This is a genomic window from Thermoplasmata archaeon, assembly GCA_015063285.1.
In the GTDB taxonomy this organism is placed as follows: domain Archaea; phylum Thermoplasmatota; class Thermoplasmata; order Methanomassiliicoccales; family Methanomethylophilaceae; genus Methanoprimaticola.
In genome coordinates, this window is sequence record SUST01000007.1 from 12,006 (window position 1) to 36,562 (window position 24,557).

Annotated in this window: 29 protein-coding genes and 1 pseudogene (1 of these 30 only partly in view); 23 read left to right on the top strand and 7 right to left on the bottom strand. The window is 52.8% G+C overall.

All coding sequences use genetic code 11. From position 1 onward, the window contains the following. From E7Z62_05390 to E7Z62_05470, 17 genes and pseudogenes are all read left to right on the top strand, one after another. A pseudogene (locus tag E7Z62_05390) lies at nt 1–198 on the top strand (hypothetical protein) (it extends 1,086 nt beyond the left edge of the window). Nucleotides 199–498: 300 nt separating this feature from the next. Next, nucleotides 499–885 carry a hypothetical protein gene (locus tag E7Z62_05395; protein MBE6522543.1) on the top strand — a complete coding sequence of 129 codons (387 nt, stop codon included), beginning with the start codon at nt 499–501 and terminating at the stop codon, nt 883–885. Further along, nucleotides 882–1,100 carry a hypothetical protein gene (locus E7Z62_05400; protein ID MBE6522544.1) on the top strand — a complete coding sequence of 73 codons (219 nt, stop codon included), beginning with the start codon at nt 882–884 and terminating at the stop codon, nt 1,098–1,100. The genes E7Z62_05395 and E7Z62_05400 overlap by 4 nt, the downstream gene beginning before the upstream one ends. Before the next feature lie 128 nt (nt 1,101–1,228). Continuing rightward, nucleotides 1,229–2,419: a hypothetical protein gene (locus tag E7Z62_05405; GenBank protein ID MBE6522545.1), complete on the top strand. Its 1,191-nt coding sequence runs from the start codon at nt 1,229–1,231 to the stop codon at nt 2,417–2,419. Nucleotides 2,420–2,423: 4 nt separating this feature from the next. Further along, nucleotides 2,424–4,697: a hypothetical protein gene (locus E7Z62_05410; GenBank protein ID MBE6522546.1), complete on the top strand. Its 2,274-nt coding sequence runs from the start codon at nt 2,424–2,426 to the stop codon at nt 4,695–4,697. A 142-nt stretch (nt 4,698–4,839) separates the two neighbouring features. After that, nucleotides 4,840–5,079: a hypothetical protein gene (locus tag E7Z62_05415; protein MBE6522547.1), complete on the top strand. Its 240-nt coding sequence runs from the start codon at nt 4,840–4,842 to the stop codon at nt 5,077–5,079. Nucleotides 5,080–5,105: 26 nt separating this feature from the next. Further along, nucleotides 5,106–6,566 carry a hypothetical protein gene (locus E7Z62_05420; protein MBE6522548.1) on the top strand — a complete coding sequence of 487 codons (1,461 nt, stop codon included), beginning with the start codon at nt 5,106–5,108 and terminating at the stop codon, nt 6,564–6,566. A gap of 4 nt (nt 6,567–6,570) precedes the next feature. Next, entirely contained in the window at nt 6,571–8,352 is a 1,782-nt protein-coding gene (locus tag E7Z62_05425) for a hypothetical protein (GenBank protein MBE6522549.1), read from the top strand. Continuing rightward, nucleotides 8,342–9,688 carry a PKD domain-containing protein gene (locus E7Z62_05430; GenBank protein ID MBE6522550.1) on the top strand — a complete coding sequence of 449 codons (1,347 nt, stop codon included), beginning with the start codon at nt 8,342–8,344 and terminating at the stop codon, nt 9,686–9,688. The genes E7Z62_05425 and E7Z62_05430 overlap by 11 nt, the downstream gene beginning before the upstream one ends. A gap of 2 nt (nt 9,689–9,690) precedes the next feature. Next, nucleotides 9,691–10,095, top strand: a complete 405-nt coding sequence (locus tag E7Z62_05435) for a hypothetical protein (protein ID MBE6522551.1) — start codon at nt 9,691–9,693, stop codon at nt 10,093–10,095. After that, nucleotides 10,080–10,418 (top strand): hypothetical protein, encoded by a 339-nt coding sequence (locus E7Z62_05440; GenBank protein MBE6522552.1) that lies wholly within the window; start codon nt 10,080–10,082, stop codon nt 10,416–10,418. Before E7Z62_05435 ends, E7Z62_05440 begins: the two co-directional genes overlap by 16 nt. 1 nt (nt 10,419) lies before the next feature. Continuing rightward, nucleotides 10,420–10,611 (top strand): hypothetical protein, encoded by a 192-nt coding sequence (locus E7Z62_05445; GenBank protein ID MBE6522553.1) that lies wholly within the window; start codon nt 10,420–10,422, stop codon nt 10,609–10,611. Nucleotides 10,612–10,686: 75 nt separating this feature from the next. Further along, nucleotides 10,687–11,505, top strand: coding sequence for a hypothetical protein (locus tag E7Z62_05450; protein ID MBE6522554.1), 819 nt, complete (start codon nt 10,687–10,689; stop codon nt 11,503–11,505). Then, entirely contained in the window at nt 11,438–12,052 is a 615-nt protein-coding gene (locus tag E7Z62_05455) for a hypothetical protein (protein MBE6522555.1), read from the top strand. The genes E7Z62_05450 and E7Z62_05455 overlap by 68 nt, the downstream gene beginning before the upstream one ends. Next, nucleotides 12,049–12,435, top strand: coding sequence for a hypothetical protein (locus tag E7Z62_05460; GenBank protein MBE6522556.1), 387 nt, complete (start codon nt 12,049–12,051; stop codon nt 12,433–12,435). The genes E7Z62_05455 and E7Z62_05460 overlap by 4 nt, the downstream gene beginning before the upstream one ends. Before the next feature lie 262 nt (nt 12,436–12,697). Further along, entirely contained in the window at nt 12,698–14,203 is a 1,506-nt protein-coding gene (locus E7Z62_05465; protein MBE6522557.1) for a hypothetical protein, read from the top strand. A gap of 63 nt (nt 14,204–14,266) precedes the next feature. After that, entirely contained in the window at nt 14,267–14,986 is a 720-nt protein-coding gene (locus tag E7Z62_05470) for a hypothetical protein (GenBank protein MBE6522558.1), read from the top strand. Nucleotides 14,987–15,339: 353 nt separating this feature from the next. Here E7Z62_05470 and E7Z62_05475 read toward each other — a convergent pair whose 3' ends face one another. After that, nucleotides 15,340–16,098 carry a hypothetical protein gene (locus E7Z62_05475; GenBank protein MBE6522559.1) on the bottom strand — a complete coding sequence of 253 codons (759 nt, stop codon included), beginning with the start codon at nt 16,096–16,098 and terminating at the stop codon, nt 15,340–15,342. On the opposite strand from E7Z62_05475, the gene E7Z62_05480 reads away from it, so the two are divergent. The 4 genes from E7Z62_05480 (at nt 16,076) to E7Z62_05495 (ending at nt 18,362) form a co-directional block, all read left to right on the top strand. After that, complete coding sequence (locus E7Z62_05480; GenBank protein ID MBE6522560.1) at nt 16,076–16,465, top strand: hypothetical protein; 390 nt, start codon at nt 16,076–16,078, stop codon at nt 16,463–16,465. The two genes, E7Z62_05475 and E7Z62_05480, sit on opposite strands and share 23 nt — an antisense overlap. 13 nt (nt 16,466–16,478) lie before the next feature. Further along, on the top strand, nt 16,479–16,922 hold the full coding sequence (locus E7Z62_05485) for an AbrB/MazE/SpoVT family DNA-binding domain-containing protein (protein MBE6522561.1): 444 nt from the start codon (nt 16,479–16,481) through the stop codon (nt 16,920–16,922). Continuing rightward, nucleotides 16,909–17,181: an AbrB/MazE/SpoVT family DNA-binding domain-containing protein gene (locus tag E7Z62_05490; protein MBE6522562.1), complete on the top strand. Its 273-nt coding sequence runs from the start codon at nt 16,909–16,911 to the stop codon at nt 17,179–17,181. The genes E7Z62_05485 and E7Z62_05490 overlap by 14 nt, the downstream gene beginning before the upstream one ends. Before the next feature lie 368 nt (nt 17,182–17,549). Continuing rightward, nucleotides 17,550–18,362: a hypothetical protein gene (locus E7Z62_05495; protein MBE6522563.1), complete on the top strand. Its 813-nt coding sequence runs from the start codon at nt 17,550–17,552 to the stop codon at nt 18,360–18,362. Nucleotides 18,363–18,413: 51 nt separating this feature from the next. Here E7Z62_05495 and E7Z62_05500 read toward each other — a convergent pair whose 3' ends face one another. The 3 genes from E7Z62_05500 to E7Z62_05510 all read right to left on the bottom strand — a co-directional run bounded on the left by E7Z62_05500 (nt 18,414) and on the right by E7Z62_05510 (nt 21,187). Continuing rightward, entirely contained in the window at nt 18,414–18,980 is a 567-nt protein-coding gene (locus tag E7Z62_05500; GenBank protein ID MBE6522564.1) for a hypothetical protein, read from the bottom strand. Beyond that, a complete protein-coding gene (locus tag E7Z62_05505; GenBank protein MBE6522565.1) occupies nt 18,977–20,272 on the bottom strand; it encodes a hypothetical protein in 1,296 nt (431 codons plus the stop codon). The genes E7Z62_05500 and E7Z62_05505 overlap by 4 nt, the downstream gene beginning before the upstream one ends. A gap of 237 nt (nt 20,273–20,509) precedes the next feature. Then, the gene (locus tag E7Z62_05510) at nt 20,510–21,187 is read right to left on the bottom strand and encodes a hypothetical protein (protein MBE6522566.1); all 678 of its coding nucleotides are present in this window, start codon (nt 21,185–21,187) and stop codon (nt 20,510–20,512) included. 267 nt (nt 21,188–21,454) lie between these two features. On the opposite strand from E7Z62_05510, the gene E7Z62_05515 reads away from it, so the two are divergent. Both E7Z62_05515 and E7Z62_05520 read left to right on the top strand, forming a co-directional pair. After that, nucleotides 21,455–22,561 carry a hypothetical protein gene (locus E7Z62_05515; GenBank protein MBE6522567.1) on the top strand — a complete coding sequence of 369 codons (1,107 nt, stop codon included), beginning with the start codon at nt 21,455–21,457 and terminating at the stop codon, nt 22,559–22,561. Then, nucleotides 22,504–22,755: a hypothetical protein gene (locus tag E7Z62_05520; GenBank protein ID MBE6522568.1), complete on the top strand. Its 252-nt coding sequence runs from the start codon at nt 22,504–22,506 to the stop codon at nt 22,753–22,755. The genes E7Z62_05515 and E7Z62_05520 overlap by 58 nt, the downstream gene beginning before the upstream one ends. Before the next feature lie 257 nt (nt 22,756–23,012). Here the strand turns inward: E7Z62_05520 and E7Z62_05525 are convergent, their stop codons facing one another. From E7Z62_05525 to E7Z62_05535, 3 genes are all read right to left on the bottom strand, one after another. Continuing rightward, nucleotides 23,013–23,345 carry a hypothetical protein gene (locus E7Z62_05525; GenBank protein ID MBE6522569.1) on the bottom strand — a complete coding sequence of 111 codons (333 nt, stop codon included), beginning with the start codon at nt 23,343–23,345 and terminating at the stop codon, nt 23,013–23,015. Then, the gene (locus tag E7Z62_05530; protein MBE6522570.1) at nt 23,342–23,752 is read right to left on the bottom strand and encodes a hypothetical protein; all 411 of its coding nucleotides are present in this window, start codon (nt 23,750–23,752) and stop codon (nt 23,342–23,344) included. The genes E7Z62_05525 and E7Z62_05530 overlap by 4 nt, the downstream gene beginning before the upstream one ends. A gap of 147 nt (nt 23,753–23,899) precedes the next feature. Then, nucleotides 23,900–24,556, bottom strand: a complete 657-nt coding sequence (locus tag E7Z62_05535) for a hypothetical protein (protein ID MBE6522571.1) — start codon at nt 24,554–24,556, stop codon at nt 23,900–23,902. Between the last annotated feature and the right edge of the window lies 1 nt (nt 24,557).

Genomic DNA, 24,557 nt, shown 5'->3' on the forward strand with positions numbered 1-24,557 from the left:
GCTTACTCCGCATCGCTCATAGCGGAGAACTGGAGCAGGAATTACCTCAAGAACATGGACTTCTCCGACCAGGCGCTCCTAGAGACGTTCCTCAGGGAGCACCCGGACGACCTTCCAGAGGTCCATCTGGTTACGGATAAAAATGTAGAGGAAATCTCCAAGAGGAGCGATGCTTACCGCAAGAGTATTATCGGCTGAAAAGAGAAACTCTGGCTCGGATCATCTCCGTAGACTTGGCAGCCATACGCTTGTCCAGAATCAGTGTGTAAAATAATGAGTGCTCCAGACGGGAGTCACAACCCCCCTAGCCAGCATTTCGGAAATATCCGTTCTAGGACGTGATTCTGAAAGGGTTTGCCTCTATTCAGGAGCAACCTTGAACATGCCGGATTGTAGTGCAACCGCACAATCGGAGATTATGAAATTAGTATTGCAGAACTGTTCAAACTACTTACCGCAATTTTGCGGGAAAACAACTCGAAAGGAGAGAAAAACGACATGGCTGATACAGTCAAGAACGAAGCAAAGAACAGTATTGCAAACGACCTCAAGACACAGTTCGGATCTGTGAACATGACGGACAACAAGGAGGAGATCAAGACCCCCGTGAGGTCCTTCAGTTCTGGATCGATCTACATCGGACTCAAGCTCTCGAGCAAGTTCGATGAGAGGACCGGTGCCCGCTCCCCCGCCGTACCCAGGCTCACCGCTAAGTTCGGAAACGAGTTCCTCGACCTCCCTCTCAAGGGGAAGTGGTGGAAGGAGTTCGCGGATTTCGCCAACGACATGGCCGTAATCCTCGAAGGCGTGGACATCGAATCCGTCACCAGCAGCGGTGATGCCGCTACAGGAAAGGAGCTTATGGCCCAGTTCAGGGGCGCATGACAGAGGTCAAGGAATACGTCATCGTCCACACGTACTTCCTGAACCACTCGGAGATCAGAACGAAGAAGCTGCACTCCGAGGACAGGGATGAGGCCTACTCCAGGGCTGAGAAGCTCATGGAGCTGGACAACACATCCCTCGTCAAAGTGGTACAGGTGGACACACTCGGGAATCGGACCGTCCTCAAGGTCTGGAATTCCAAGGGTATGACGTGAGAGGAAAGGGGACGGTACATCGGCATGTAGACATTCAACCCCCTAAAAGTAACAGTTCGCCGTCCCCCGAGAACTTCCCCCGCCCGGAGGGAGCCAAATCCGGGCTACACACCGATCAGGTGAACGAAATGGTTTCAACAAACGATTTAGGAAGACCACAGGACCTCAGCCCTTCGGAGGTGACCCGCATATTCGGCGGGATGTCGCCGCTGCAGGCCACGAGGTACTACAACAAGTGCATGACGAATCCGAACACCCCTGACGCGAACCTCAGCCTCCTAAGGCAGTTCAGGGCGCAGAACCCCAACAGGTTCCTTTCGGACGAACAGATGAAGGCCACCAGGCGCAAGGGACAGAACGACAATCAGTTCAGGAGATCCCAGGGCTCCTGGGTGGCCGAGAGGGGATTCTCCGGCGGCTATCGCAACAGATCCAACGGACGCGTCTACTCTGACGGCTACAGCTACGACGCATACGGCAATTCGTACGATCCCTCCGGCAACCCCGTCGGCGAGTGGCATGACGGCGGAAGGCTGACGACGTTCAGGCCCAGACAGGACACCTACGCCAAGGGCAACGGACTTTTCAGAAGGAAGAAGCCGATATCCGAAGCTAGATCCATAGACGAACTCGGTGCGATCCTAAAGGGATTCGGCAACCCGATCCGCGGAAGGCTGTTCCTGGAGAAGATCGTCAACAACTCCGAATCCAATCCGCAGACCGTGGAGAATGCGAAGTATTTCCTTAATTCCAACTCAGCGTTGGTGGCCAACGACGAACAGTTCGCTGCCTACATGATGCTCGGACCGAAGAAGTCCGGTGCTCAGAGGAATCAGAGGAGGAGGTTCTTCAACTTCCAGCACAAGCCCGTCGATCAGGCCCGTTCCCCCAACGAGATCGCGAACACGGTCACGCATCTGAGGGACAACATCTCCAGGACCAGGTACTTCGACAAGGTCGTGAACAACCCCAACTCCAACGTCGAGACGGTGGATAACCTCATCGCTTTCAAGGACCAGCACCCGGAGCTCTTCGCTTCGGCGGAGGAAGTGGCGAATGCTCCGCACAGGGATTCCCTGAGATCCAGGTTCTGGAAGCCCCAAGAGGAGTTCGATCAGATGTCCCCCGCGAAGAAGAAGTTCTTCGTCGGAGCGGTCAACAGGAATAACCGTGCGAAGAACACTGCGTTCTCACTCAGGGTCATCACCGATCCGGAGACGAACACCTCCGATAGAAAAGCCATGGTAGAGGTCGTGAGGGAGAACCCGTTGCTGTTCTTCAAGAACCCCAGACCCCTCAGGAGACAGCTCCCGGAGTGATGTCATGAACGGGATCATACGCGTCTCAATGATAGCTATGGCCTTGCTCATGGTCATGGCCCCGGCCATCATCCCCGCGGATGGTTCCGACGCCTACATCAACACCTACAATCTGGAATACGAGGTAGGCCAGCAGGTCGAGACCGACATCACGGAGATCACCGGACGGGAAGGACTGTTCTTATACAGCGGTTCCCTCCCGGACGGACTGCGGTTGGATATGGATCAGGTCGAGAAGACCTGGTACGGTTGGAAGTACAACACATACATCCGCGGAACCTTGGCGGCGCAGCAGGGGACATACTCCTTCATGCTTTCGGACGATTCCAACTTTTACAGGTTCACCGTGCTCGTCTACGCCGGCGAGTGCACCGTGACCTATGACGCAGGAATCGGTCTCGTGAACGGCAATACGACATGGTCGGAGACCATTAGCAAAGGTTCATACGCATCGTTGCCTCAAGCCACCCACTCCTCCGGAGCATACACCTTCAAGGGGTGGGCGGTATCCGCCACCTCAGTTGACGCCCTCTCTTCGTACAAGGCTACCGAAAATGTGACCCTCTATGCCGTCTGGGAGAGGAACACCGTCCAGATCTCTGACTCCACAGCCACCGTCACCAGCGGTCAGACCGCATCCTTGCCGATGCATTCCGATCCAGCAGATGCGATGCTGTCGGTATCCTCGTACGGAGGTCTTTCCCAGAAGAATGTGACGATAGACGGTCACGACATCGAACTGGACATGACCGATGTCCTCCCGGGGACATATCATGTTCTCATAGAGGCATCCTACACCGGATACATCTCCGGCGAAGCGGAGATCACAATCAACGTCCCGATCACCATCGTCAAACCTATAGAATACGTCCTGAGTGAAGGGGATCTGTTCTCCTACACCCCTGTCACCAATCCCACCAATGCTTCCATTTCATTGGTCTCCGTCACCCTTGACGGCAACCAGGTCAGCGGATCCGCAGGTCTGAGGGTCGAGGACAGGACCATAACCGGAACGCTCTCCTCCGTCGGGACATACGCCGTGACCTATACCGCATCGATGGAAGGATACGTTGACGTGAGCAACACCGTATTCGTGAAAGTGAACGAAAGACAGGCATCGGCCCCCGCTCCCGTCATGGGAACCATAACGGCAACGCCAAGGGCAACCGAGCCTAGGGTCTACGACTTCGTCCTTTCAGGATACGCCAACGCCGGCAACATCATCTGGTCCATCGACCAGAGGGTGTTCGCCACATCGTCGGCCACAGCATTGTACGAGTTCCCGACATCCGGAGCATTCACGGTCACCTGCACCATAGCCGGTCAGGACGGATCTTTCGTCTCATCCACGGTGGACATCATCTGTCTGGATAACTACTACAGGGAAGCCGCATGGTCCGGTATCGAATATTCCTACGTGATCGACGGACGCATCGACGCTTCGGTTCAGAGCGGTTCTCCGTTCTCCGTGAGGAACGAGACCGTGGGGGACAAGGAATACACCGTGATCTACGGCACCCCTGACCGCTACGATGTCGGCAGTTCATATCAGGTAACCGCGGGATCGGAATCCTGGACTATCACCGTCTACCAGGCGGAGACATCGGCTCCCGTAGCGGATTTCGACGTCGAGGTCGGAGATGACGGTCATACCGTCGTGGCATTGTTCAAAGGACAGAACGCATCGTTCTACACCTATGATTTCACAGGCGACGGTATACCGGAACAGGGCAACGGATTCACCTACGCGGCCGAAGGCAGGTACACAATAGTATGCAAGGCTGTGAACAACGTCTCAGAGACCTCATGCTCGAAGACCGTCTCCATCGACATCGCGCCCTCCGAGAGGACCGACGTCCTCCGGCTGACGGATTTCGAGATGCTGCTGGGCGAGAAGCAGGACATCATCCTGTCGCTCAGATCCGGAGAGATAATCACAGTCTCCGGTTCGGCATCCGATTTCGTGACGGTGAAGGACAACGTCCTGAGGGTTGAACCCAAGGAGAAGGGCATCTTCGAGCTTACGGTCAAAGTCCACCACGACAACGGTACGTCGGATTCCAAGACATTGAAGCTCACCATCAGGGGTACCGACATCCAAGATCTGGAGGAGCAGAACCATGATTACTTGGTGGTCATGGCCGTGTTCTTCATCATCGCCGTGATCGCCATCTCTCTGTTCGTCCTCCGCGACATGCATCCTGTGACCGCAGGAAGTAACAAAACCTGTCTGAAAAGGCTGCTGAACAGGTTCCACAACAGGAGAGGATACCGATGACGGAAATCGTCGTTCCCGTGACAACGGTATGGGACGTCATGGCCAATGCTCTTGATGACCCGGATTTCTGGTTGATCTCCGTCCTTGGACTTCTAACGATAGCGCTGATGATCAGACGCCGTATCGGAAGGAGGTGCTGCTCTTGCCCCTCCCTGCGATAATCCCCGCGATAGCCTCGATGCTCGCCTGGATCGGCATAGATCTGGGCATTTCCTGGCTTACACAGGACGATTCCGGCGTGGAGTACGTCTCCGGGCTGGATTTCCAGTCCTTCCTGGGGATCTACTGGCTGCCGGTTCTCCTGTATTCCCTGCTGATCCTCACTGCGGTCTACCTCGCCATTCCAAAGCAATCGAACAACGGTCGGGAGGTCCGTATCTAAACCTCCCAATCAAACGAGTTGAAAACATGTTAAACGACAAGAAACTCATCGCCGCCTTCGCGGTCCTCGCCATGCTCCTGGCGGGATCCTTCGTGTTCTCGGAGGAATCCGACGCCATCGGTGAAGACCTGAGCACTACATACGGTGAAGCGACGAACATCAACATCGCTCCCGGATACAGGTGGACCTACACACCCGAATTCCCGAGCGATCTCACACAGTATCTGACCGTATCACTTCAGGTCAACGACGGGAACATCGGTTCCGTCTCCAACAAGACGATCACCGTGAACATCCCCACCTCAGCAACAGTAGGCACCGTCTACAATATCGTGATCAAGGCCAGCATGACTTCCCCGATAGCCCAGACAGCCTATCAGTACGTCACGTTCACCGTGGTCAACGGATTGAACGTATCCGGAACCATCAACGACATCGTCAAGGGAAGCAACATCAGCTTCACGCCCACCGGAACTTCCGACATGGGAGCCGTCTCCTGGGCTGTCACACCCGGGAAAATATTGCCTGCAGGACTCACATTCTCCAACGGTCAAGTCTCCGGTATCCCCACCGAGATCGGACTCCAGACTGTCTACCTGACAGCGACCGCCAACGGCCAGTCCAAGGATCTGGAAGTATCCTTCACGGTATACTCCAAGATCGTCGGAGGCGAAGTCCAGACAATCAGGTCCTACAACACAACGGTATCCTCCGATGTAATCGCCAACGGATCGGATATCGGGGTCACCTGGGCGGTCACCAGCGGTACCCTCCCCGAGGGATTCTCTCTGAATTCCGATACGGGAGTCGTCTCCGGAAGATCCGTTGCAGTCCAGTCCTCCACCATTACCATCACGGGAACATCTTCCCACGGACCTTCCCAGTCTGCGACCAAGCAGATCACCATCCAGTCGGAACCCGCTCTAACCCTGAGCTGCGACGACTCCATCCTAACCTACAAGAACAATGCTTCCGAAATATCCGTGTCCATAACATCCTCCGAATCCTCGGCCAAGACTTGGTCCGTATCCGAGTTCAACGGAGCTTCCGTTGACAACGGAACGCTCGTGGTAGTGAATCCCACTACCATAGGAATGGATCAGATCATCACTGTCACTTGCTCAACAGTATACGGACAGACCGCAACGGTCGATATCGAAGTGGATGTGGAGGATACTCTAGCCATCTCCGGGGACACGACACTCAACCTCCTGGCAGGTACCGAAGGTTCAACCGTAGCATTCACGGTCACCGGAGGTTCCGGGAACGTCATGACGGCATCCACTGAAGCCGCAGGCCTTTCAGTAAGAATAGCTGACGGCAAGCTCTATGCCATCGACAACTCCGCCGAACAGGACCTCACCGCTATTGTAATGGTCACATCCGCAGCAGGTCAGACAGTCACCGTCGACGTGGACGTCAACGTCTTTAACCAGCTGGTGTTCAGCAGTGTACCGACAGCCGGTGCGATCATCTACGCCGTGTGATAGCATGGACTTCAAGCACAAGCTCATGATCGTCATCGCCTCGGCCATCCTGCTGGCTGCCGTCACTCATATCGTCCTTGATTCGGATGATTCCAATGCAGTGGACATCGTGGAAGACGATCTCACCATAAACGTGGGCGAGACCAAGACCTTCTACTGGGTCGACGACCTCCATGAGGACTGGTGGGATCTGATCCAGGCGGCCGGTGGAAACTACTCATGCGGATTGGCTACTAGTACCACATGGGGGACTTGGGTCCAGTCTTCAAAATACGATCTGGAACCGAATGCCAACGGTCTCGTACTTACTGCCAAATCCACATTGTCCCCGGGCAAATACTACATGCGTCTGGTCATCATGGACGAGGGAGGGGTAGATGAGCTCGAGGACCTCCTATATGGTGTCACCGTCAAGGCGGCATCCACCACCAAGTACACCGTATCCTTCTCTGCGAGCCCATCTAGCTACGGTTCCGTCAGCAAGACCAGCGTATCCGTCGCTTCAGGCACCACATACACCGCCAACGGGAACAAGATCACGTTCAGCGACGGTCAGTCCGTGACGGCGACTCCTTCTTCCGCCACATCGTCCTACACATACTCGTTCTCCAAATGGTCCAGCACATCGGGAACGATTACATCCGCGAAGTCGATAACCGCCAGTTTCACCAGATCGGCCCAGACCACGAACTATACCTGCTATCTATATTACGATGCGAATAACGGTTCGGGCGCACCCAGCACCCAATCCTACACCGGCACCAGTACTAGCAGTCACACCTTTACCGTATCGTCTACGCAACCATCCAGATCCGGATACACCTTCCTCGGATGGTCCACTTCGAGCTCTGCGACTTCAGCAACCTACACTGCAGGGGATTCCATATCCGTCTCATACAACGGATCCAAGACCCTGTATGCGGTATGGCAGCAGAACGTCACGAACTATCAGATCACCATCTACAAGGGTAATTGGGACAGCTTCAAGCTGCTCGGGGTTGACAACGACAAGGTCACCTCGAACAGCAAGACCTACACCATCGCTTCCGGAACCTCCATCGACGTCGATTGGTACGGGAAGGCGACGGAGAACGGTTCCGGATCCAATTACACATACACTACCACCTACTCCTCAAGCAACTACAACATGGCCTCCTCCCTCTATGGATCGAGTCTCGGAGACTCCGTCACCGTGACCAAAAAGGCCTCCTACTATCCCGCGGTCCAGATGACATCGGATACCGTGTACACGTACAGTTACACGGTCAAGTACAACGCCAACGGCGGTTCCGGAGCTCCCGGAAACCAAACTTATACCGATTCATCGGCAACGAAGACCATCCAGCTCTCGTCAACCACACCGACGAGATCGGGATATCAGTTCCTCGGATGGTCCAAGTCCAGTTCAGCCACCACCGCGACATACAGCGCAGGATCCTCGTACTCCTTCGATTACGGGACCACCCAGCTGTACGCTGTTTGGAAACAGTTGACCATAATCGTATCCGGTACCCCCGACCAGTACGCCGTAGCTGGCAACTACTGGTCGTTCTCCCCGACGGTCAGCGTCAGCGGATGCTCCGTATCAATCAGCGGAGCATCATGGCTCTCGTCTACGGGAACCACGGTATCGGGAACACCCACCCAGACAGGGACCTACGACATCACCCTGACCTTCTCCAAGTCCGGATACACGTCTGCGACCAAGACCTTCACAGTCACTGTCATCTCGTCCCTCGAATTCACATCATCTCCCGCAGGAGGTGCGATCATCTATGCAATATGATATCAGAACAACAGCAATCATAATCGCCGCCATCTTCATGGCGGTGCCTTTCGCGATCAGCGAAGCGAATGCCGACGAGGCATACGACAAGGACTACGGGGAGTTCTACTCATACACCCTGCAGTTCGTATTCGACGGATCCGACGCCCAGACCATCGACTGGGACTTCGGCGACGGTTCCGAGCACAGCACGGAATGGAACCCCAGGCACACATATGCCACAAAGGGAACATACTACATAACCCAAACAACCAGCAACCCCAAGGGATCCACGGTCGAGGTTTACAAGGTGCAGATCATGGGATTCCCGGTCATCACCTTTGAATCCAACGGCGGTTCGGCGGTAGCTCAAATAGAGCAGACCGCCTACAACGTACCCGCAGCGAAACCAGCAGACCCTACCAAAGCGAACAACTCCTTCGACGGTTGGTTCTACGAACCTGAGTTCACCAACCCCGTCAATTGGGATGCAGGCGTCAACAGGTCTATGACCCTCTATGCCAAATGGATCCCGGTCTCCGCTCCTGTAACCACATACACCGTGACGTTCGACAGCAACGGGGGATCCTCCGTCCCCTCCCAGACGGTCCAGTCCGGTTCCACCGCCACGGTCCCCGTCAAACCCACAAGATCGGGATTCGTCTTCAGCGAATGGAAGCTCAACGGTCAGGCCTACGACTTCGCTACACCGGTCACATCGAACATCACTCTCGTAGCTTCATGGACAGAGAACGTTCAGCCCGTCATCACCCACCACATCACATTCGATGTCGATGGTGGTTCGTCAGCAGTAGCTGCAAGGACCGTCAACAACGGTTCTTTCCTCACATTACCGTCCTATGACGGCTCTAAGCAGGGATTCACCTTCGGCGGCTGGACCTACAGCAATCTGACCTACCAGCCCGGGAACACCGTCATCGTATCAAGCGACATGACCTTCAAGGCCTTGTGGATCTCTGATGCCCCCACACCCGTCAATCAGAACGTCACGATAACGTTCAATGTCGACGGTGGTTCGATATCGGTGTCAGCTCAGACAGTCAAATCCGGAACTTCCGTTACTCTGCCAAGTTACAACGGGGTGAAAGAAGGCCACAGGTTCGGAGGCTGGGCCATCGGTATGCTCACCTACCAGCCCGGTTCCTCTGTCACCCTTTCCGGTGACGTCACGGCGAAGGCAATCTGGATCCAGAATTCTGCTGACGAGCCCGAACAGAAGGATTTCGGTACATTCCTGAAGGATTTCGTCACCGAACCTTTCGGAGTGGCCGTTCTGATCATGCTGGTCCTTGGACTCATAGTGCTGGCGATGGCCATCCGTTCGAGGAGGTTCTGAACATGCCTGCCTGGAGCAGTCTTACGAAGTTCCTGTCCAACCTCTTCAAAGGAGGAACAGCAGCTTCCACCACCAAGGTGGCATCCGAGGCTATCCAGGCCGGTACCAGGACCGTACTGACCTGGGGCAACGCCTTCAAGGTAGCGATAGCCGGAGGGTTCACCTATCTGTTCCTCAACGGCGGAGCTTCAAACGTGGTTGCTTCCACCTTAGGGATAGGACAGGATGCCGCCCAGATCCTGATCATCTTCGGATTCGTGGTCCTAATGATCCTGATAACGAAGTTCGTCATCAACTACGTCAGGGGAAGATTCAATCTCGACCAGGACTATTTCGAGACCCCGATCATCCAGAATGTAGGAAGACTGCATTACAACGAGGAGGCACGCAGATGGGAAAGAAGATGATCTTCTGGGTGCCGCTTCTGGCAGGACTACTGAACGCATCCTTCATCCTGGATCTGGTCGTGACCTTGGCTTCTGGGGACTCTCTTGGAAGTCTCCTGAGCGACGCCACCGGGAACACAGTAGCGAAGGCGATAGTGGACAACATCCCGACGGATCCCACGGTGTTCTGGATGCTATCCGGCTTCATCCTGTTCTTCGTATGCGCACTGGAATGCCTGGTGATCTACATCGCATTCTACTCCGACGTTTCCGAATGCGAAAAGTGCAGGGAATCTAACTTGAATCTGGGAAAACCGTACGGTAAGCTCTGGGGAGGGAACTGACATGGATATCGTGAGAATGGTTGTCGGCATCGTCCTCTTCGCAGCCTCCTCGTGGCTGTCCCCGTTCATCTCTGAATCCCTCGGAATCCCGGAGACCCTGGCCTTCCTGACCGTCGGTGGGATACTGAGCTTCGCCGGAGGTATCATCTTCTACGCGGGAGTGAGATCATGCAGGTTCTCGTACCAATACTGATGCTCATCGTCGCTTTCCTGTTCTTCAGGAAGGCCTTCGTGAGGTACAAGATGCTCATGGATACAGAGGTGAAGGATGTCTTCTGATCCACTGGATGATCCGGATCAGCAGATCCCCGAGATGGATCCTTCGCAGAACCCCATCCTCGAACAGCAGAGGCTGCAGCAGGAGCTGGAGCTCCAGGAGTTCTACGCCCGTCAGCGCAGGAGGATGCTCGTCTGGATAGCGATCTCGATACTGCTTCTGGCCATTCTGGTCGTAGCTTGCTACCACATCTTCGGCCCGGAGGCCATCATCGGTTTCCTGGAGGAGTACTGGCCCGTCATGATAGCACCCGTGGCGGGCTGGATCCTCGGGAGATGGGCTGTGCGTATGTTATACCGTCCCTCCGGGAAGGTCGTGATCTGTCTGGACCCCGAGACACATGTGTTCAGGGCGGTATTCATCCCCGACCCCATGTTCAGGTTCTTCGACCAGGCCGGCAATAATGTGCTGTACCACAGCCCCTTGGGCATGCCCGTGTATGTGGCCGAGAGGATCGACACCGAATCAGGCGACATCCAGTACAGCTGGATTCACGACCTCGACGCACTAACGGTCATGACAAGGGAGGAGTTCTTCGAGAACTTCTCCGGGATGACCGTCGAGCTCCTGAAGGAGAACCTCCAGATCAAGGGATACCCCTACGCCATAGCCCTCGGCTATACCAGGAAAACGATGCGCGAGCAGTTCGACCTCCTGGCCGATGCCCTCGGACTCACCAGCAGGGACTTCAGGCCCGACACGTCGTACTCCGATCCGTACCCCGACGATAATGGTGGCGAGCATGAGCGAGACCATCGATTACATCAAGGGTATGGAGCACGGCCTGATCATAGCCGTCGGCTCCGGTAAGCAGGGAAAGAGCTGCAGCGTCCATTCGCTGATAGCCTACTGCTGGCCCAAGCGCCCGGTGTACATGCTGGACCCGTTGGATTACGATGTCAGCATGTTCCCCGGATATTACAAGGTCAAGAGGACCTGCGACATCCCTGTGGGAGCGGTAGCGGTCATCGAGGATGTGAACAGGATCTTCCAGTCCAGGGGTTCCTCCAAGAACACGAACATCCAGGGATGGCTGTCCATCATCAGCCATAAGAGTAACGTGGTCTGCATCACGACTCAGAACATGGCCGATACTGACATCGCATTCGTCAGGTCGCAGGATGCCGTGCTTCTTCACAAGTACATGCATCAGGAGGACCTCCAGTTCGAGCGTCCAGAATACAGACTGGAACAGGCTGTGGCCAACCGTTGGATCGACATCGCCAACGCCCACAATCCGGAGACGGACCGCAGGGCCTGGTGCTTCTTCCCCAGGTTCAACGAGTGCATCGCCATCCCCAAGGTTGGCTGGTGGACCTATCGCAACAGCCACATGCTCAGGGATGTGGTCATATGAGCATCCGTGTCACGTCTGATCCGGAAACGGACAGACTCCTGAGCATGAGGGTATCGTCGCAGATCCCTCTGCCCCCGGAGATCGCCCTGGCCGATCCGAGGATGTCCCCGGACTTCTTCAGACTGGCCAAGTTCTACGAGGCCTATGGCATGGCGGACCATCCCCTGGTCCGTCTGCTTGAAGAAAGGATCATCGACACCATGATGTCGAGAGCTCTGGCCAGGTCCGACCACCTGGACAGGATATCGCACTACGGTGCCTGGTTGGGGAACGAGGCCGTGGTGATAGAGGACCTGACGCGCGACAGCGGTCGGGGGCGGGCCTCCGATGCCCGCAGGGCAGGGTCCCCTCAGGGCGGCAACGCCGCCCGTCCGTTCCACTGACGGACCCCCACCCTGTCCACATCATGTCGCCCGACGGACGCGTGAGCGGACGTCGCGCACCCGGAGCGAGCCTTAGCGAGCGAAGGGTGCGGGCGACAATACAGGCCGAGCGGGCGCCGACAAGGGCGACAGCCCGGGCGACCGCCGGCCGCCTTCCAACGGCGACAACGTCGCCGCTTCCCGCCCCTGACGGTACGGATTCACGTTCAAACACATGAGGGTCCGAGGCACCCTCTCATCCAACGCCTCATAGATCATTACTATGTCCACACTGGAGCAGTTCGATGCAGTACACGATGAGCACATGCTCATACAACTCCAGCGCCAGATGGAGAAGGAGATGATCATGGGCATGGCTGAACAGGCCGCCCTCAAGGCCCATCCTGTCGTCGATTATGTCAAACACTTACCAGTGGAGTCCGCTTTGTATCCTGCCATAGAGTACCTTAGACTTGCAAGCGCAACAGGGGACTCGATTTCCGACATCTACGATCAAATTCAGGAGGGAACGACCTGTTTCATGGACAGGTCAGGAGACCCCGTCTTTTACAGACCCGAATACCACAGGTTCATCGAATGGCAGATGCCCGCCCACGATATCGAACGTCCGAAGCGTTGCAGATGCGGTTTCATCCGCGGTAGCTCAGGAGGCATGGTCTACAGCATGTGCCCCGATCATCCGGAGCATTTCTGCAAGGGTAAGCGCAACCACTGCTGGGATCTCGGCTGTCCTGATTGCATGAACGACACCGCTCTCGACCACGGTGTCGAGGTGGAAAAACAACTGATGAAGTACAAGACCCTCCTGCAAAAGCAGGACCTCCCGTGCTCCGACGTAGGGCATTGGGTCGTCTCCCCACCGCAGGAGATGGCGAAATCCCTGATGCAATCCTATGATGAATTCAACGAGCTGTACAGTTACGTGTGCGACTCGCTCCAGAAGTACGGTGCCCACGCAGGGGTCACCATATTCCATCCCTGGAGACAGCAGCAGAAGGGATGGGTGGCATCGCCGCACTTCCATTCGCTGCTGTTCGGTCGTATAAACACCAAGCAGTTCCTGAAAGACAACCCGGATTGGATTATCAAGAAGGTCCATCCCAAACAGAAGATACGTTCCATCAGACACACCGCGGCCTATCTCTTCACCCACATGGGCCTCGGACTCTACGAGAAGGATCCGGACGATATCGATTGGGACCTGGACATCATCGATTATCTGATTCCCGGGATTAAATCCAAGAAGGCGAAGTACTCGGAGCAGGATTACGAGCTTCTGAGCGAAGGAAAGGGACGCATGGCAGGGGACCTCTCCCAGATCGACTGGGAGGAATGGACCATTCAGCGCCTCACCGGTACCATGAAGATCAGGTACTGGGGCGGTGTAGCACGCAACAAGTTCAGATTGGTCGGCTTCGACAGACAGTACAAGATCAGAGTCTGCAAGGAATGCGGCGAGATCCTCAGGGTCTACGACGGTCCGAACGACTCCATCGGCAGTTACGTGAGATACATCCAGGACAACTACGTCTACTGCTTCGCGCATCAGCTCTCATTGGTCAACTCCACGTATCTGAAGTACAAAGCGAAGCTCAAGGATGCCGACCTCTCCCTGTCGGACTTTGCGTCCATGATACCGTTCGCAGTCTCAACTCTGGAATTCATGCCCCAGAACAAGGACCTGGTAATGAAGGATCCCTTCGAGGAACCCGACGAGTTCTTCCTCAGGAGACAGAAGGAGGATGACTTCGAGACGTACTCTCAGTGAACACTATCTTCCACATTCCGTCTCATCGTAACCGCTATACCTCTCATCGACAATTCACTACCCATGAGGGCAGATCTCGACACGATCATTCACAGAGGCCTGAAACCCTGGCCCAACAGGTACGATCCCAAGAGATATTATGTCGAGTTCTGGAAGAAGAGTTTCGTCAACGACCTCGAGAAATACAACACGGATTTCTCAGTTTTCCGCAGACAGGACGAGGTCTCGGTCTATTTCGATACTGATGGGTTCCTCCACATAGTATGCAAGGATCCCGATCTGGCCGAGAGGATCGACAGATATTTTCGGAAATGGTACGATTATGTTTGCCGGGAGACCTTCAGCGACACCGTCCAGTATTATCACATAGGTCTCATGATAGAACCCTACTGCACCGACCTAGACAACGGTTTCGTCCAGCTCAGATACAAGGACAAGGTATGCAACCTATCTCCCGAACAGCTCAGGGATGTCCACGACATGAACGCCCAGCAGGGCATGTTCAAGGGCGAGCCCGTCTCTGGATCCGATACTGGTATTCCCCGTCTTGATGAGATAGTCTGCATGATGCTGGAGGACGGCGAGATCTGGCCCGTCAAAGGCAGCTTCTTCGATTCCAAACTCTCTGAATTTGGTCTGAACTCCTTCGACACCATGTTCCCTTTTTGGTGGAATCCTTATTACACTCCGGACCCGAGGTTCTGGAGTCCAATTGAATCGAAAAGCTTCGGCGAAGACGATGATGATCTTCCTTCGCTACTGTCCTATTTCAAGCGATCTTGATCTTTATGAATCCCGGAAATCTATTCTTCGTTCTGATTATTTTTTTTCAATATTATACATCTATTTTGCATTTCTTACAATCAGCCATAATGATAAGTTTACTATCTGGACTGTTTCATTTAATCATTAATTGAGTTTTTTAGTTTTGTAAAAATACATATACTCTTTTTGCAATTCTACTTTGCCCATATATCACTTGGCACCAAACCTTTTCCCATCCGAAATCGAAGAGATCCGAAGAAAATGCATACGGGGGATCACCCGAGAGAGATCGGTATCCGCGATGACCGTATGAACATCCGGCCGACGGAACGCCACATGGTACGGCCGGATAGACCAACCATTCACAGGGATCATCCCTGAAAAGAGGAAACACAATGACTAACAACGATAATCAGAAAGACTTCCGTCGTGCGGTCCAGGGTGCGGAGCATCATCTCCGCGCCGAATACGCCTGGCGCGTAGGCCAGGCGGCCGCACTCACCTATGAACTCAACGACCGCTTCGGCGATGGGGATGTAATCACAGCGGATTCCCTCGCCCACGCCTTCCTTCTCAACTATTACGAACACAACGACGACGGCTCCCTGGAGGACTGCGTGGAGCAATTCACCAATCTCATCCGCGACAGCGCATACGGTCTCTTCGGGGACTATCCCGACACGACCGTCCAATGCATGCTGGAGAACCTGGAGACATATGAGGACGGCGGCCATCACGATTACGAGCACGATCTCCTCCCGATAACCGACCACCCCATCTTCCAGGATGAGATCGAGATCATCGACGATCCGTACGATGCGATATACTCCCACATGGAGACTCTCCATCCGGAGGAGCTCATGGAGAAACTGGAGCGTTGTCACGACATCCTCGAGAAGACCGGTCGTGACGACATCGATCCCGAGTCCGTCCCCGACGAGGACTCCATCGAGATTCTCAAGGCCCTCAGCGGCTATTCCTGCAGACCGGACTTCGACAGGCAGGTCTGCCGCCACATCGGACCGGAACTCCTGGAGAAGGATTGCTGCACAGGGTGCAAGGACGACTGCCCCAACAGGGTGGTGATCGACATCAAGGTGAGTCCCGATGACGGACAGATCCGAATCCATGGTCGTGTTCGCGCGTTCACCCAAGTATTCAAAGATTGTCATGACCGAGGGATACCTGAACACGCGCATGAACAGATTCAACACGATATCGTGCAACCAGAACTACGTCAGGAAGGTGCTGGACAATCCCAGGACATCATACCGCAACAGGAGGGCGGTCATCGACTACGTCCTATCCCATCCGGAGAAGTTCATCCCCTTCTGCGAATGCACCGACAATCCCGACTTCAACGATTGGGCGAAGCACAGGAACGCAGGCGCGGAAGCAGGGTTCTTCGCACGGTTCAAGGCACTCCACTCCCGAGTGTCATTACCTGCTGCTCAAAGGACAGAAGCTCATCATACGAGAATCAGAGAAAAATCATGAAAGGACGGATAAGATGGTACAGATCAGTCAGATAAAGAAGGTCGATCATGCGGGCAGGGTCTCCGTTCCCCCGAAGATCCTCGAGCTCATGCAGATCGACAAGGGTTTCGATCGCGTCTATTGGGCCGTGGAGGATGGGAAGATCATCCTCCGTAAGGTCACCAGGAGCTACTATGGTTACGATCCCGAAGCGGAGGATATAGAGTCCAACATCCGCATGTTCGAATCCGGGATCCTCAATAGCGATTCCGAATCCGTCAAAGGCATGTCCCCCGAGGAACTCAGGAAGTTGGCCTTCGACAGATATGTGGTCGATCGTGAACGGAGATCCAAGCTCAGGGCGGAGAAGGATGCGAAACGCTCCAATCACAGGACGATACGCATCGAGCCCGCACGTGACAATTATCAGAAGGCGAAGGATGTTCTCAAGAAGGCGATGTCCTGTGAGGATAGCTAAATCCGTACTCTACGACAAATCCAGGAGGGTCCACGTCCCCAACGAGATCTCCGACGCACTCGGACTCGTCCCCGGCAAGGACCGTCTCTTCTGGGTTGTAGAGGACGGGGAGATAATCATAAGGAAGGTCAGCAAGCAGCTCTCGGGCCCCATCGAGGGCTGTGAAGACATAGAGCAGAGGCTCAGGGATTACGAGCAAGCAGATCCCATCACACCTCAATCCCGGCCTCTCAAGACCGAGGTGATAATCAGGGTCTGATGTGTTCTATCCCCACATACACATTTTACTCATCACCTCCGGGCGGGCAGTTCTCACCTCGCTGCCCGCTTTTATTTCCATATCCTTGTGTAGACATGATCGTATCCATTTGTTCTCGATCTAGATAGAACCGTATCCTGTCTTAAGTAATTACCAAATTATCTTTTATATTATCAGCGACCATCCATCAAGATATGGGTAAATAGGCTCCTGAAGATTGGTTGATTGATTCGTCTTTTTATCTAGATTTGAATATAATACCTTCTTTCGAATCCATTTCTAGTTCCTTTGTTAGGAGGAAAAGCCAAGATCGGATCGCATTCCATCACACTACACTCAGCGCTTTAAGTCCTATCATCGAGGGCCGCATGTTCAGATTCACAAGGTACGACAGGATGCGCAACGATGAGACCGAGGGCAATTATGTCTATTCTCTGTTCGCAGATGTGTGTGAAGAGTTGAGATCCGAATTGGGTGACGACCTTTATGAAGCTTTGAAGACGGTCTCATCAGATGAATCTTTCAGGGCAAGTTTCAATTATTTCCATGGTTCGGAAGATGCCATACCTTATGTTTCCTGTTTCACCCTCAAAGAATCCAGCGACATCCTCAGAGACAGATATTCCAGTGATATCACTATCAAGATGGAGGATCTTCAGAGCTTTCCGGATATCGGCAAGCGCAACGAAATCATCGGGGATCATCTCGATGTTCATCTTGTCAGGGTCATCTACGGTACGGACCACGTAAAGGATTGCATCCGCTCCGCACTCAGATGTGCTCATGAGCACCAACCGGATATCGACAGGGTGGTACTCTATATGAGACAGACCCTGGCCATCCATCGTCTGTTCATTAAGGATAGTTTCTTTGAAGATGAGGCGGAGGTCCGTGTCATAGTCTTCGTTCCCACTGACCTCCATGATCGTCCGGATCTTGAGTCTGTAATTCCCAAGAGTATCAAAACCAATCATAACGGGCGTCTCATCGATACCGCTTTTGACTTCCGTCCAGGCGACGATTATCTTTTCCTACCGTTCGATCCTCCTTCGAATATCAATCTTATCAGATCCGACCGTGTAACGGATTTCATGATCTCATCAACTTTTGCGGGTGATGTCAAGTTCTCGTCTTTTCCTGATGAATATTATCGTTGCAGGGATTCTGAAGATGGTGATTGATCACTCACAGATGTCTTATCTGATTGGTTTATTCCTAGCGTCCCCCATCGGTCAGAATTCCCTTCCTTGGTATTCCGGCCTCGTCTTAAGACAATATTTCAGGAACTCGGACAGGTTGGTATCCTCTCTTCCTTTCACCATCTCGTAGATCTCGATCACATCGTATCCGTCCAGTATGTCGGAGTACGACGATGGTTTATCGGACGTCACCTTACCTATTCCGGCTTCATGAAAGACTGTATCGAGGTCGGGTATGTTGTATATCGGTACCACCCGGTCGTTGAAACAGCTTTTGGCGAACATGTTCCCGGTCATATATGATCTGTCCGAGTGGGCCAGGTCCCTTTCGGTATCCATGATCGTGAATATCTTCAGTTTCGGCATCCTCAGTCTCTCTTTCGCCGAATATTCAAGATCCGGGTATTTGCGATGCAGTTCAGGTTCGCTGCTCAGCCATCTGCTCCTGAACAGAGAGGGCAGATTCTCTATACGGATCGCTTCGCGCCCTTTGTTTTTGGAATAGGATTCGATACCCATATTCAGCCTTACCCTCACCCATCCTACCAATATGTCCTCGCAACGGCCATGGTCTATCGTCAGTATGCGGGGTTCGCTCATGCGTCCTCCAGCTCATCTATGAGTTCCTCGGCTATCGATCTGAAATCCACCTCTCCGATGTACGGGACCCCTCCGACGGCATTGTTAAGATAGCGGATCTGATTGTTGTTGTTGGAAGATGTCTTGATCTTGTCGCTGAAGTTCTCTATGTGCTTATATCCCAGCGAATCCACATCTATGATGTATACATTCTTGGGCGAGACCTTCTTCAGCAGTCCTGTGTTGTGCGTCGTTATGACCAGTTGCCCGTTTATCTCCGGCAGCAGCTGAAGGAGCAGATCGTACACCATCTTATCGTGTATTCCGCTGTCCATCTCATCGATGAACGCAACTTGGCCCGAGGCACTTGCGACGAGCGTCTGGAACAGATTGACCAGTTTGCGGGTACCGTTGGACTCCCGGATTGACGGGATGTCTATCTGTTCCCCATCCAGTTTGCGTCTGAACATCAGTTCGTATCTGATACCTTTATCGACTGGTCTCTTATCGTAGAAGACATCATCAACATTGTGATATATGCGACGGAAGAATCTCTTGAGGGCCTTCTCGTATGCGTTCAGTGCCTTTTCTTCGTCCTCTCTCATGACACCGTATTCCGTGCTCGTCAGGAATGAATAGCGGTTCACGGTGAGTTGCCCGTATATCGGTTGGACATGTATACGGATCGACTCGATGTAATCTATGACTTCCTCCACCTTGTGCAGGTTTTTTCTCATGAAATCACGGTTGTTGTGAGTGCGTATGAGATTGATGATTGCCAGAAGGCTGTTCATACCCCAGTAGCGATCCATATTGCTGTTGATATCTTTCTTCAGATTCTCATCGGTTACGAACCCGTCCCACATGTATCTGCGGATACCGTTCTCTCCCTGGGTCATCTCGAACAGGGTCCCGGATTTCTTATCGAGTTTGAGCGATAGTTTCTCGCGCACGAGTCTGTCCTTGGAGAATTCCATCTCGTATACTGCCTTGCTGCCCGATATCATCATCGTGTAACAGGTCAGCATATTGTCCTCGCTCCCTTTGGTCCTGGCCATCTTACATAACCCCGATAGGTCCGGTATGTCTATCGGTCTTATTCTTTCATCGGGATTGTTATGTAAGATATCGTTTGCCTTTAATGTGAAGATGCTTTCCCTAAGGAATGATACGGATTGGATCAGGTTTGTCTTTCCTGCTCCGTTCTCTCCGTAGAACAATGCGTAATTCAAAGGGTGGCCGTTCGGATGTCCGAACGAGACATCGATATCTTTGAACGAAAGGAAGTTCTTCAATCTTATATTTCTGAACATTTTCTCTAATCCTCTATTTTCTTTTAAATATAAAATTATTTTTGATACATTTTGTATCTATTTCTTTTTATTTTTCTGATTATGTTCCTTAGAGTACACATCAGAAGTCTCTTTGATGTCATCATTTTAATGCATCAAGGATTGATTTCATGTAAGGATTGATCCTGTTCCCGGACACCATCGTTTCCATTTGCTTCGAGGCTTCGCTGATGGTAAAGGGCCTTCCGGCCCTTGGTTTCAGAATTCGATGCCGTGGTCCTTGAACCACTCCAGGATCTCCTCGCTGTTCGGGAATGCAAGGATCCTCCTGTCCATTTCCTCTGTGTCAATCATCGGTACCTTCCCGAAATCGGAGGTCACGTGGATCAGTTGTTTCAGCAGACAGAGGTCAAGGGCAGCATCGGGCACCTCTTCCGAATCCAGAATCTCATTGATGACGATGACCCTCATCAGCAGGGATGATCTCGCGGCCTCACGATCCTCTCCAGGGCATGACCAGAGGATCCTCAGGCCTTCTGGCACTTTATCCACCAAGCCCATTCCCTGCAGCCTCCTGACGGATTCCCAGAGATCCTTGGCCTCGCCTTCCTCGCGTCTGATCCTCTTGTCCCTTTTCAGGTATTCGGGCTGCGCCTTCTCGTAGAAATCGGATGACGTGAGCCATCCGATGGTCCCATCGGTATATCCGCGGTCCTCTCCCATGATCTTGCTGAATATGGTCTCGGCGATGTCCTCGACGACCTCCGTGGGTGCCCGTCTCAGGTAGTCGCTGACATGGAAGTCAGCGTGTTCGAATGTCCTGGCCCAGCGGATCTTCAGATCCCTGTAGGGTTCGAAGGCTGCTGTCGCTGTTCTGTAGTTAAAGTGTTTGGATACTCTTTCGAATATCTCGTTCAGTTCCGTATCGGTTGTCATTTCTTACAACTCCTTTTCCGGGTCTCACGGCCCGGTAATGGAGGACTTGAGGAACGGCCTTACGCGGCTTCGCATGCAGCGATGCAGAAAGAACAAGGAGCGGAATGGAAGACACGATATGCGCCGTGACGGTACGGAATGAAGGGCTGTGGGACCGGTAGGAGTATTCACCGTCGTTTCATCCTTTCTACCGCCTCTATATATTATTAAAATAATATTTTTTTATAAAATATAATATTTATATAATATAAGTCGGATGCATAATCCATGAAGAATGTGACCGTCAGGAAGACCGTCAAATCTTCGGGCGATTCGCTCACCATCAACGCCACCAGAGAGCTCAGGCAGCTCGGCCTGGACAAGGGGGATGAAGTCATGGTGACCTTCGGCCCGTCAGGGCCGGATGACGAGCACATCCGCCATCTCGCCATACTGGTGGCCGATCCCAGGAATTTCTACAGGAACAGCAGATGGCTCCAGGCAGGCGACCTCAACGAGAACGGCGACCCCATATCGGACAAGACCGACTATCTTAATCCGGCGGATATGGCGGAGACCATGGACCGCCTCGATGCCTGGCGCTTTCTCATAGAAGGGGGTTTCATAATGACCCGCGCATTGCTTCCCAGGGACTGCGCATATTACTCGGATAAGCTCGGCAGTTTCGTCCTGTATTTCGATCCTGAAAGCATAGAGAGGGATATCGTTGGCGAGCATCACAGGAAGAGGTACGTCATGGATTACATCTCCCGCATGCTCGAGGATCCTTCCTTCTCGGAACTCGGACTGTCGTCCCTTTCCGATCTGAAACTGGCCGTCAAGGATGTCCAGAACGATCTCAGGTTTATGGAGGACGACAGACTCGTCGGTCCCCTCTCCGAGGAGACCGTCGATCCCAAAGTCGAAGAGCTCAACTGCGAAAGGGCCGCCATGCTGGCCGAACGCCATTCTCCGAAGGCATGGTACTTCACCATCGATTGCGCAAGGGATGAGAACGGCGCATACTGTCAGACCCCCGTTTTCAGGCTGTTCAGCGATTCGGCCTTCATAGCCGATGCCCGTTCGAATCTCCAAAGTCACATCTCGGATCAGACCGACGGTCTTGCCCACGATCCGATCCTTTTCGGCCCCTTCAGGGAAGAATCCGAGGCAATGGAGCTCATCGGCTTCTTCAAGACCGCTTCTAAACTCGGATCCTTCATCATCGACGATCGTTCCATAAGGAAGCTGAGGCGCATTTCGGAGAGCCTATGCATAACCGGATTTCTCGAACGTCTCGACGGCAGCATCATCGACTACTGCGAGGTGGACCGACGATGTCATCGGACACTTCCTTATCGAAGGATCAGAAGATCGAGGCGGTCGAGGCCCTGATAAGGGCATTGGCTTCTGATACCGATGAAGCGGCGGAGATCTCACACCGTCTCGCAGTGATCTTCCAACTGGAATCCCGCGGACTCAGACCGTTCAGCGAATGGCAAGGCGAGTTCGTCATCGAGACCGGAAGGATATCCGAGCAGGAATCCGACCTCCTCAGGATCTTCAGTGGCAAAGGACGCTGTCGATGAGATTTCTATTGGTCGGTATCCCTGTCGGATATCGGTTGTTCAGCCAATATGGATATGTTCATCCTCTGTTGCGTTTCTTATTGGAACCTTTCCTCTGGAGATTGAAATAGATAGTGTATCTTCTGTTAACGCTAGGTGCGTTGATACTCCATTCGATCTAGCAGTTGTTGCTTATCTTAGGTTTCTGTCTTATCGTTCTCATCAGATGATCGTCGGTCGCACCGTTGACATTCGTGATCAGATAAGGGTTGCCGGCTTCATTTTTCTTTTTTGAGGACATACCTCTTACATAATTCCTCATCCAGGCGAACCGTCATGCTCATCATCCTGGTCTGATCTCTGATGTTCATGGTGAGGCTCTCTTTCTCCATGATGTCTTTGAATTCATACGTTTCATATTCGACAGTAAGGATAGGTTCTTCGGCTCCGGTGAATTCGATCGGGACACGGTATGTGTAATCGTACATCCTCCTTCCCTTGCGGGTTATTCTCTCACGACTCACCTTGATATTCGTAAGGGGGATTTCCTTGTCGTCGAGCTTAATTCTCATGGCCGCAAGTCCGGTATCGTTGAAATCTTCTACTATCACGTGGAAGGGAATTCCGTGTTCTTCTTTGGGTTGCCTTTGATCCTGTATTCGTTATGTATATGGCCGTACACTTCCGATCTGCCTTTCTCCGTAAGAGTAAGTTCCTGGGATTTGCTTTCGATGATTATCCCTTCAGGCCTCTTGCTGTACCACCAGCTGTATATGGGGCCGGTTAAACGGGGTATCAAGAACGTGATCAGAATAGCTATGACAAGGACCGTTACTCTTATTTTCAGATCATCGTTGATTATTGCAATCGCTGTCAATACCAGATCGAAACTGAAAGAATCTCTTATTTGCTTGTAACTATCGTTCTTCCAATCCTTAATAATGTCAGATATGAATCTGATTAATCTGCTCAGTACGCTTTTCTTCTGTCTGTCCTTCTTTATCTTTCTGTTAGACATGACCTTCGTACCTCTGCCGGTCAGGATCAACGGGCTCCTTATTCGGGAGATTGGATAAGTCGTTTGGATATCTGTTACTGATTTTTATGAACCGTTTTTCTCGTTGTCATTCATGATACGCTTAATCGACATCCTGGGATACAATGTTCAACTTATGCTGCTATTGGATTCCGTCCGCATCTTCAAACTCGTATCATCGTTCCGGCTACCCTTCTTTAGGAGTTCTTGCACTTCTATACTGAGTTTTGAAGGCTTATCCTCTGCATCATTGTTGCATCTCTTCTCAAGGAATATGATGGATTCTTCATCGGGATCGAAGTATCCTGCATCCTGTAAAGATAACGCGATTATCTTGATGAACAAGCCCTCCAGATCATTGATCAGTTCGAATACATCATGCGATCCGGGAATCACATCCAGTCCGTCATCAGCATAGACGGCTATGAGGTCGCCCTCTGGAATCGCAACTGTCCCCGTAAATAATCCTATCAATTCGAGGGACTCCTGATCTACAGAAGCAACATAGACCGTTCTCTCGCAGATGCTCCCATCCTGATCGATGGATGGCACGGTTCCGCGCTCGGCCATTCTGTGCAGGGATTGCTCTATGAGTTCCGGTGACGGACCGTCGCCGATACCATCGCGTACATAGCTGCGATGGGTATCGGCCTGGTCATAGATGTTTGAGTGCATTGCTCTTCTGACAGGCAATCTGGCGGATATCGATTCCAAGGATTCGAATGTAATCTCCCGAGGAAGGTCGTCTTTCTTGTTGTTCCCATAGATTTTGCTGTCATCGGTCATG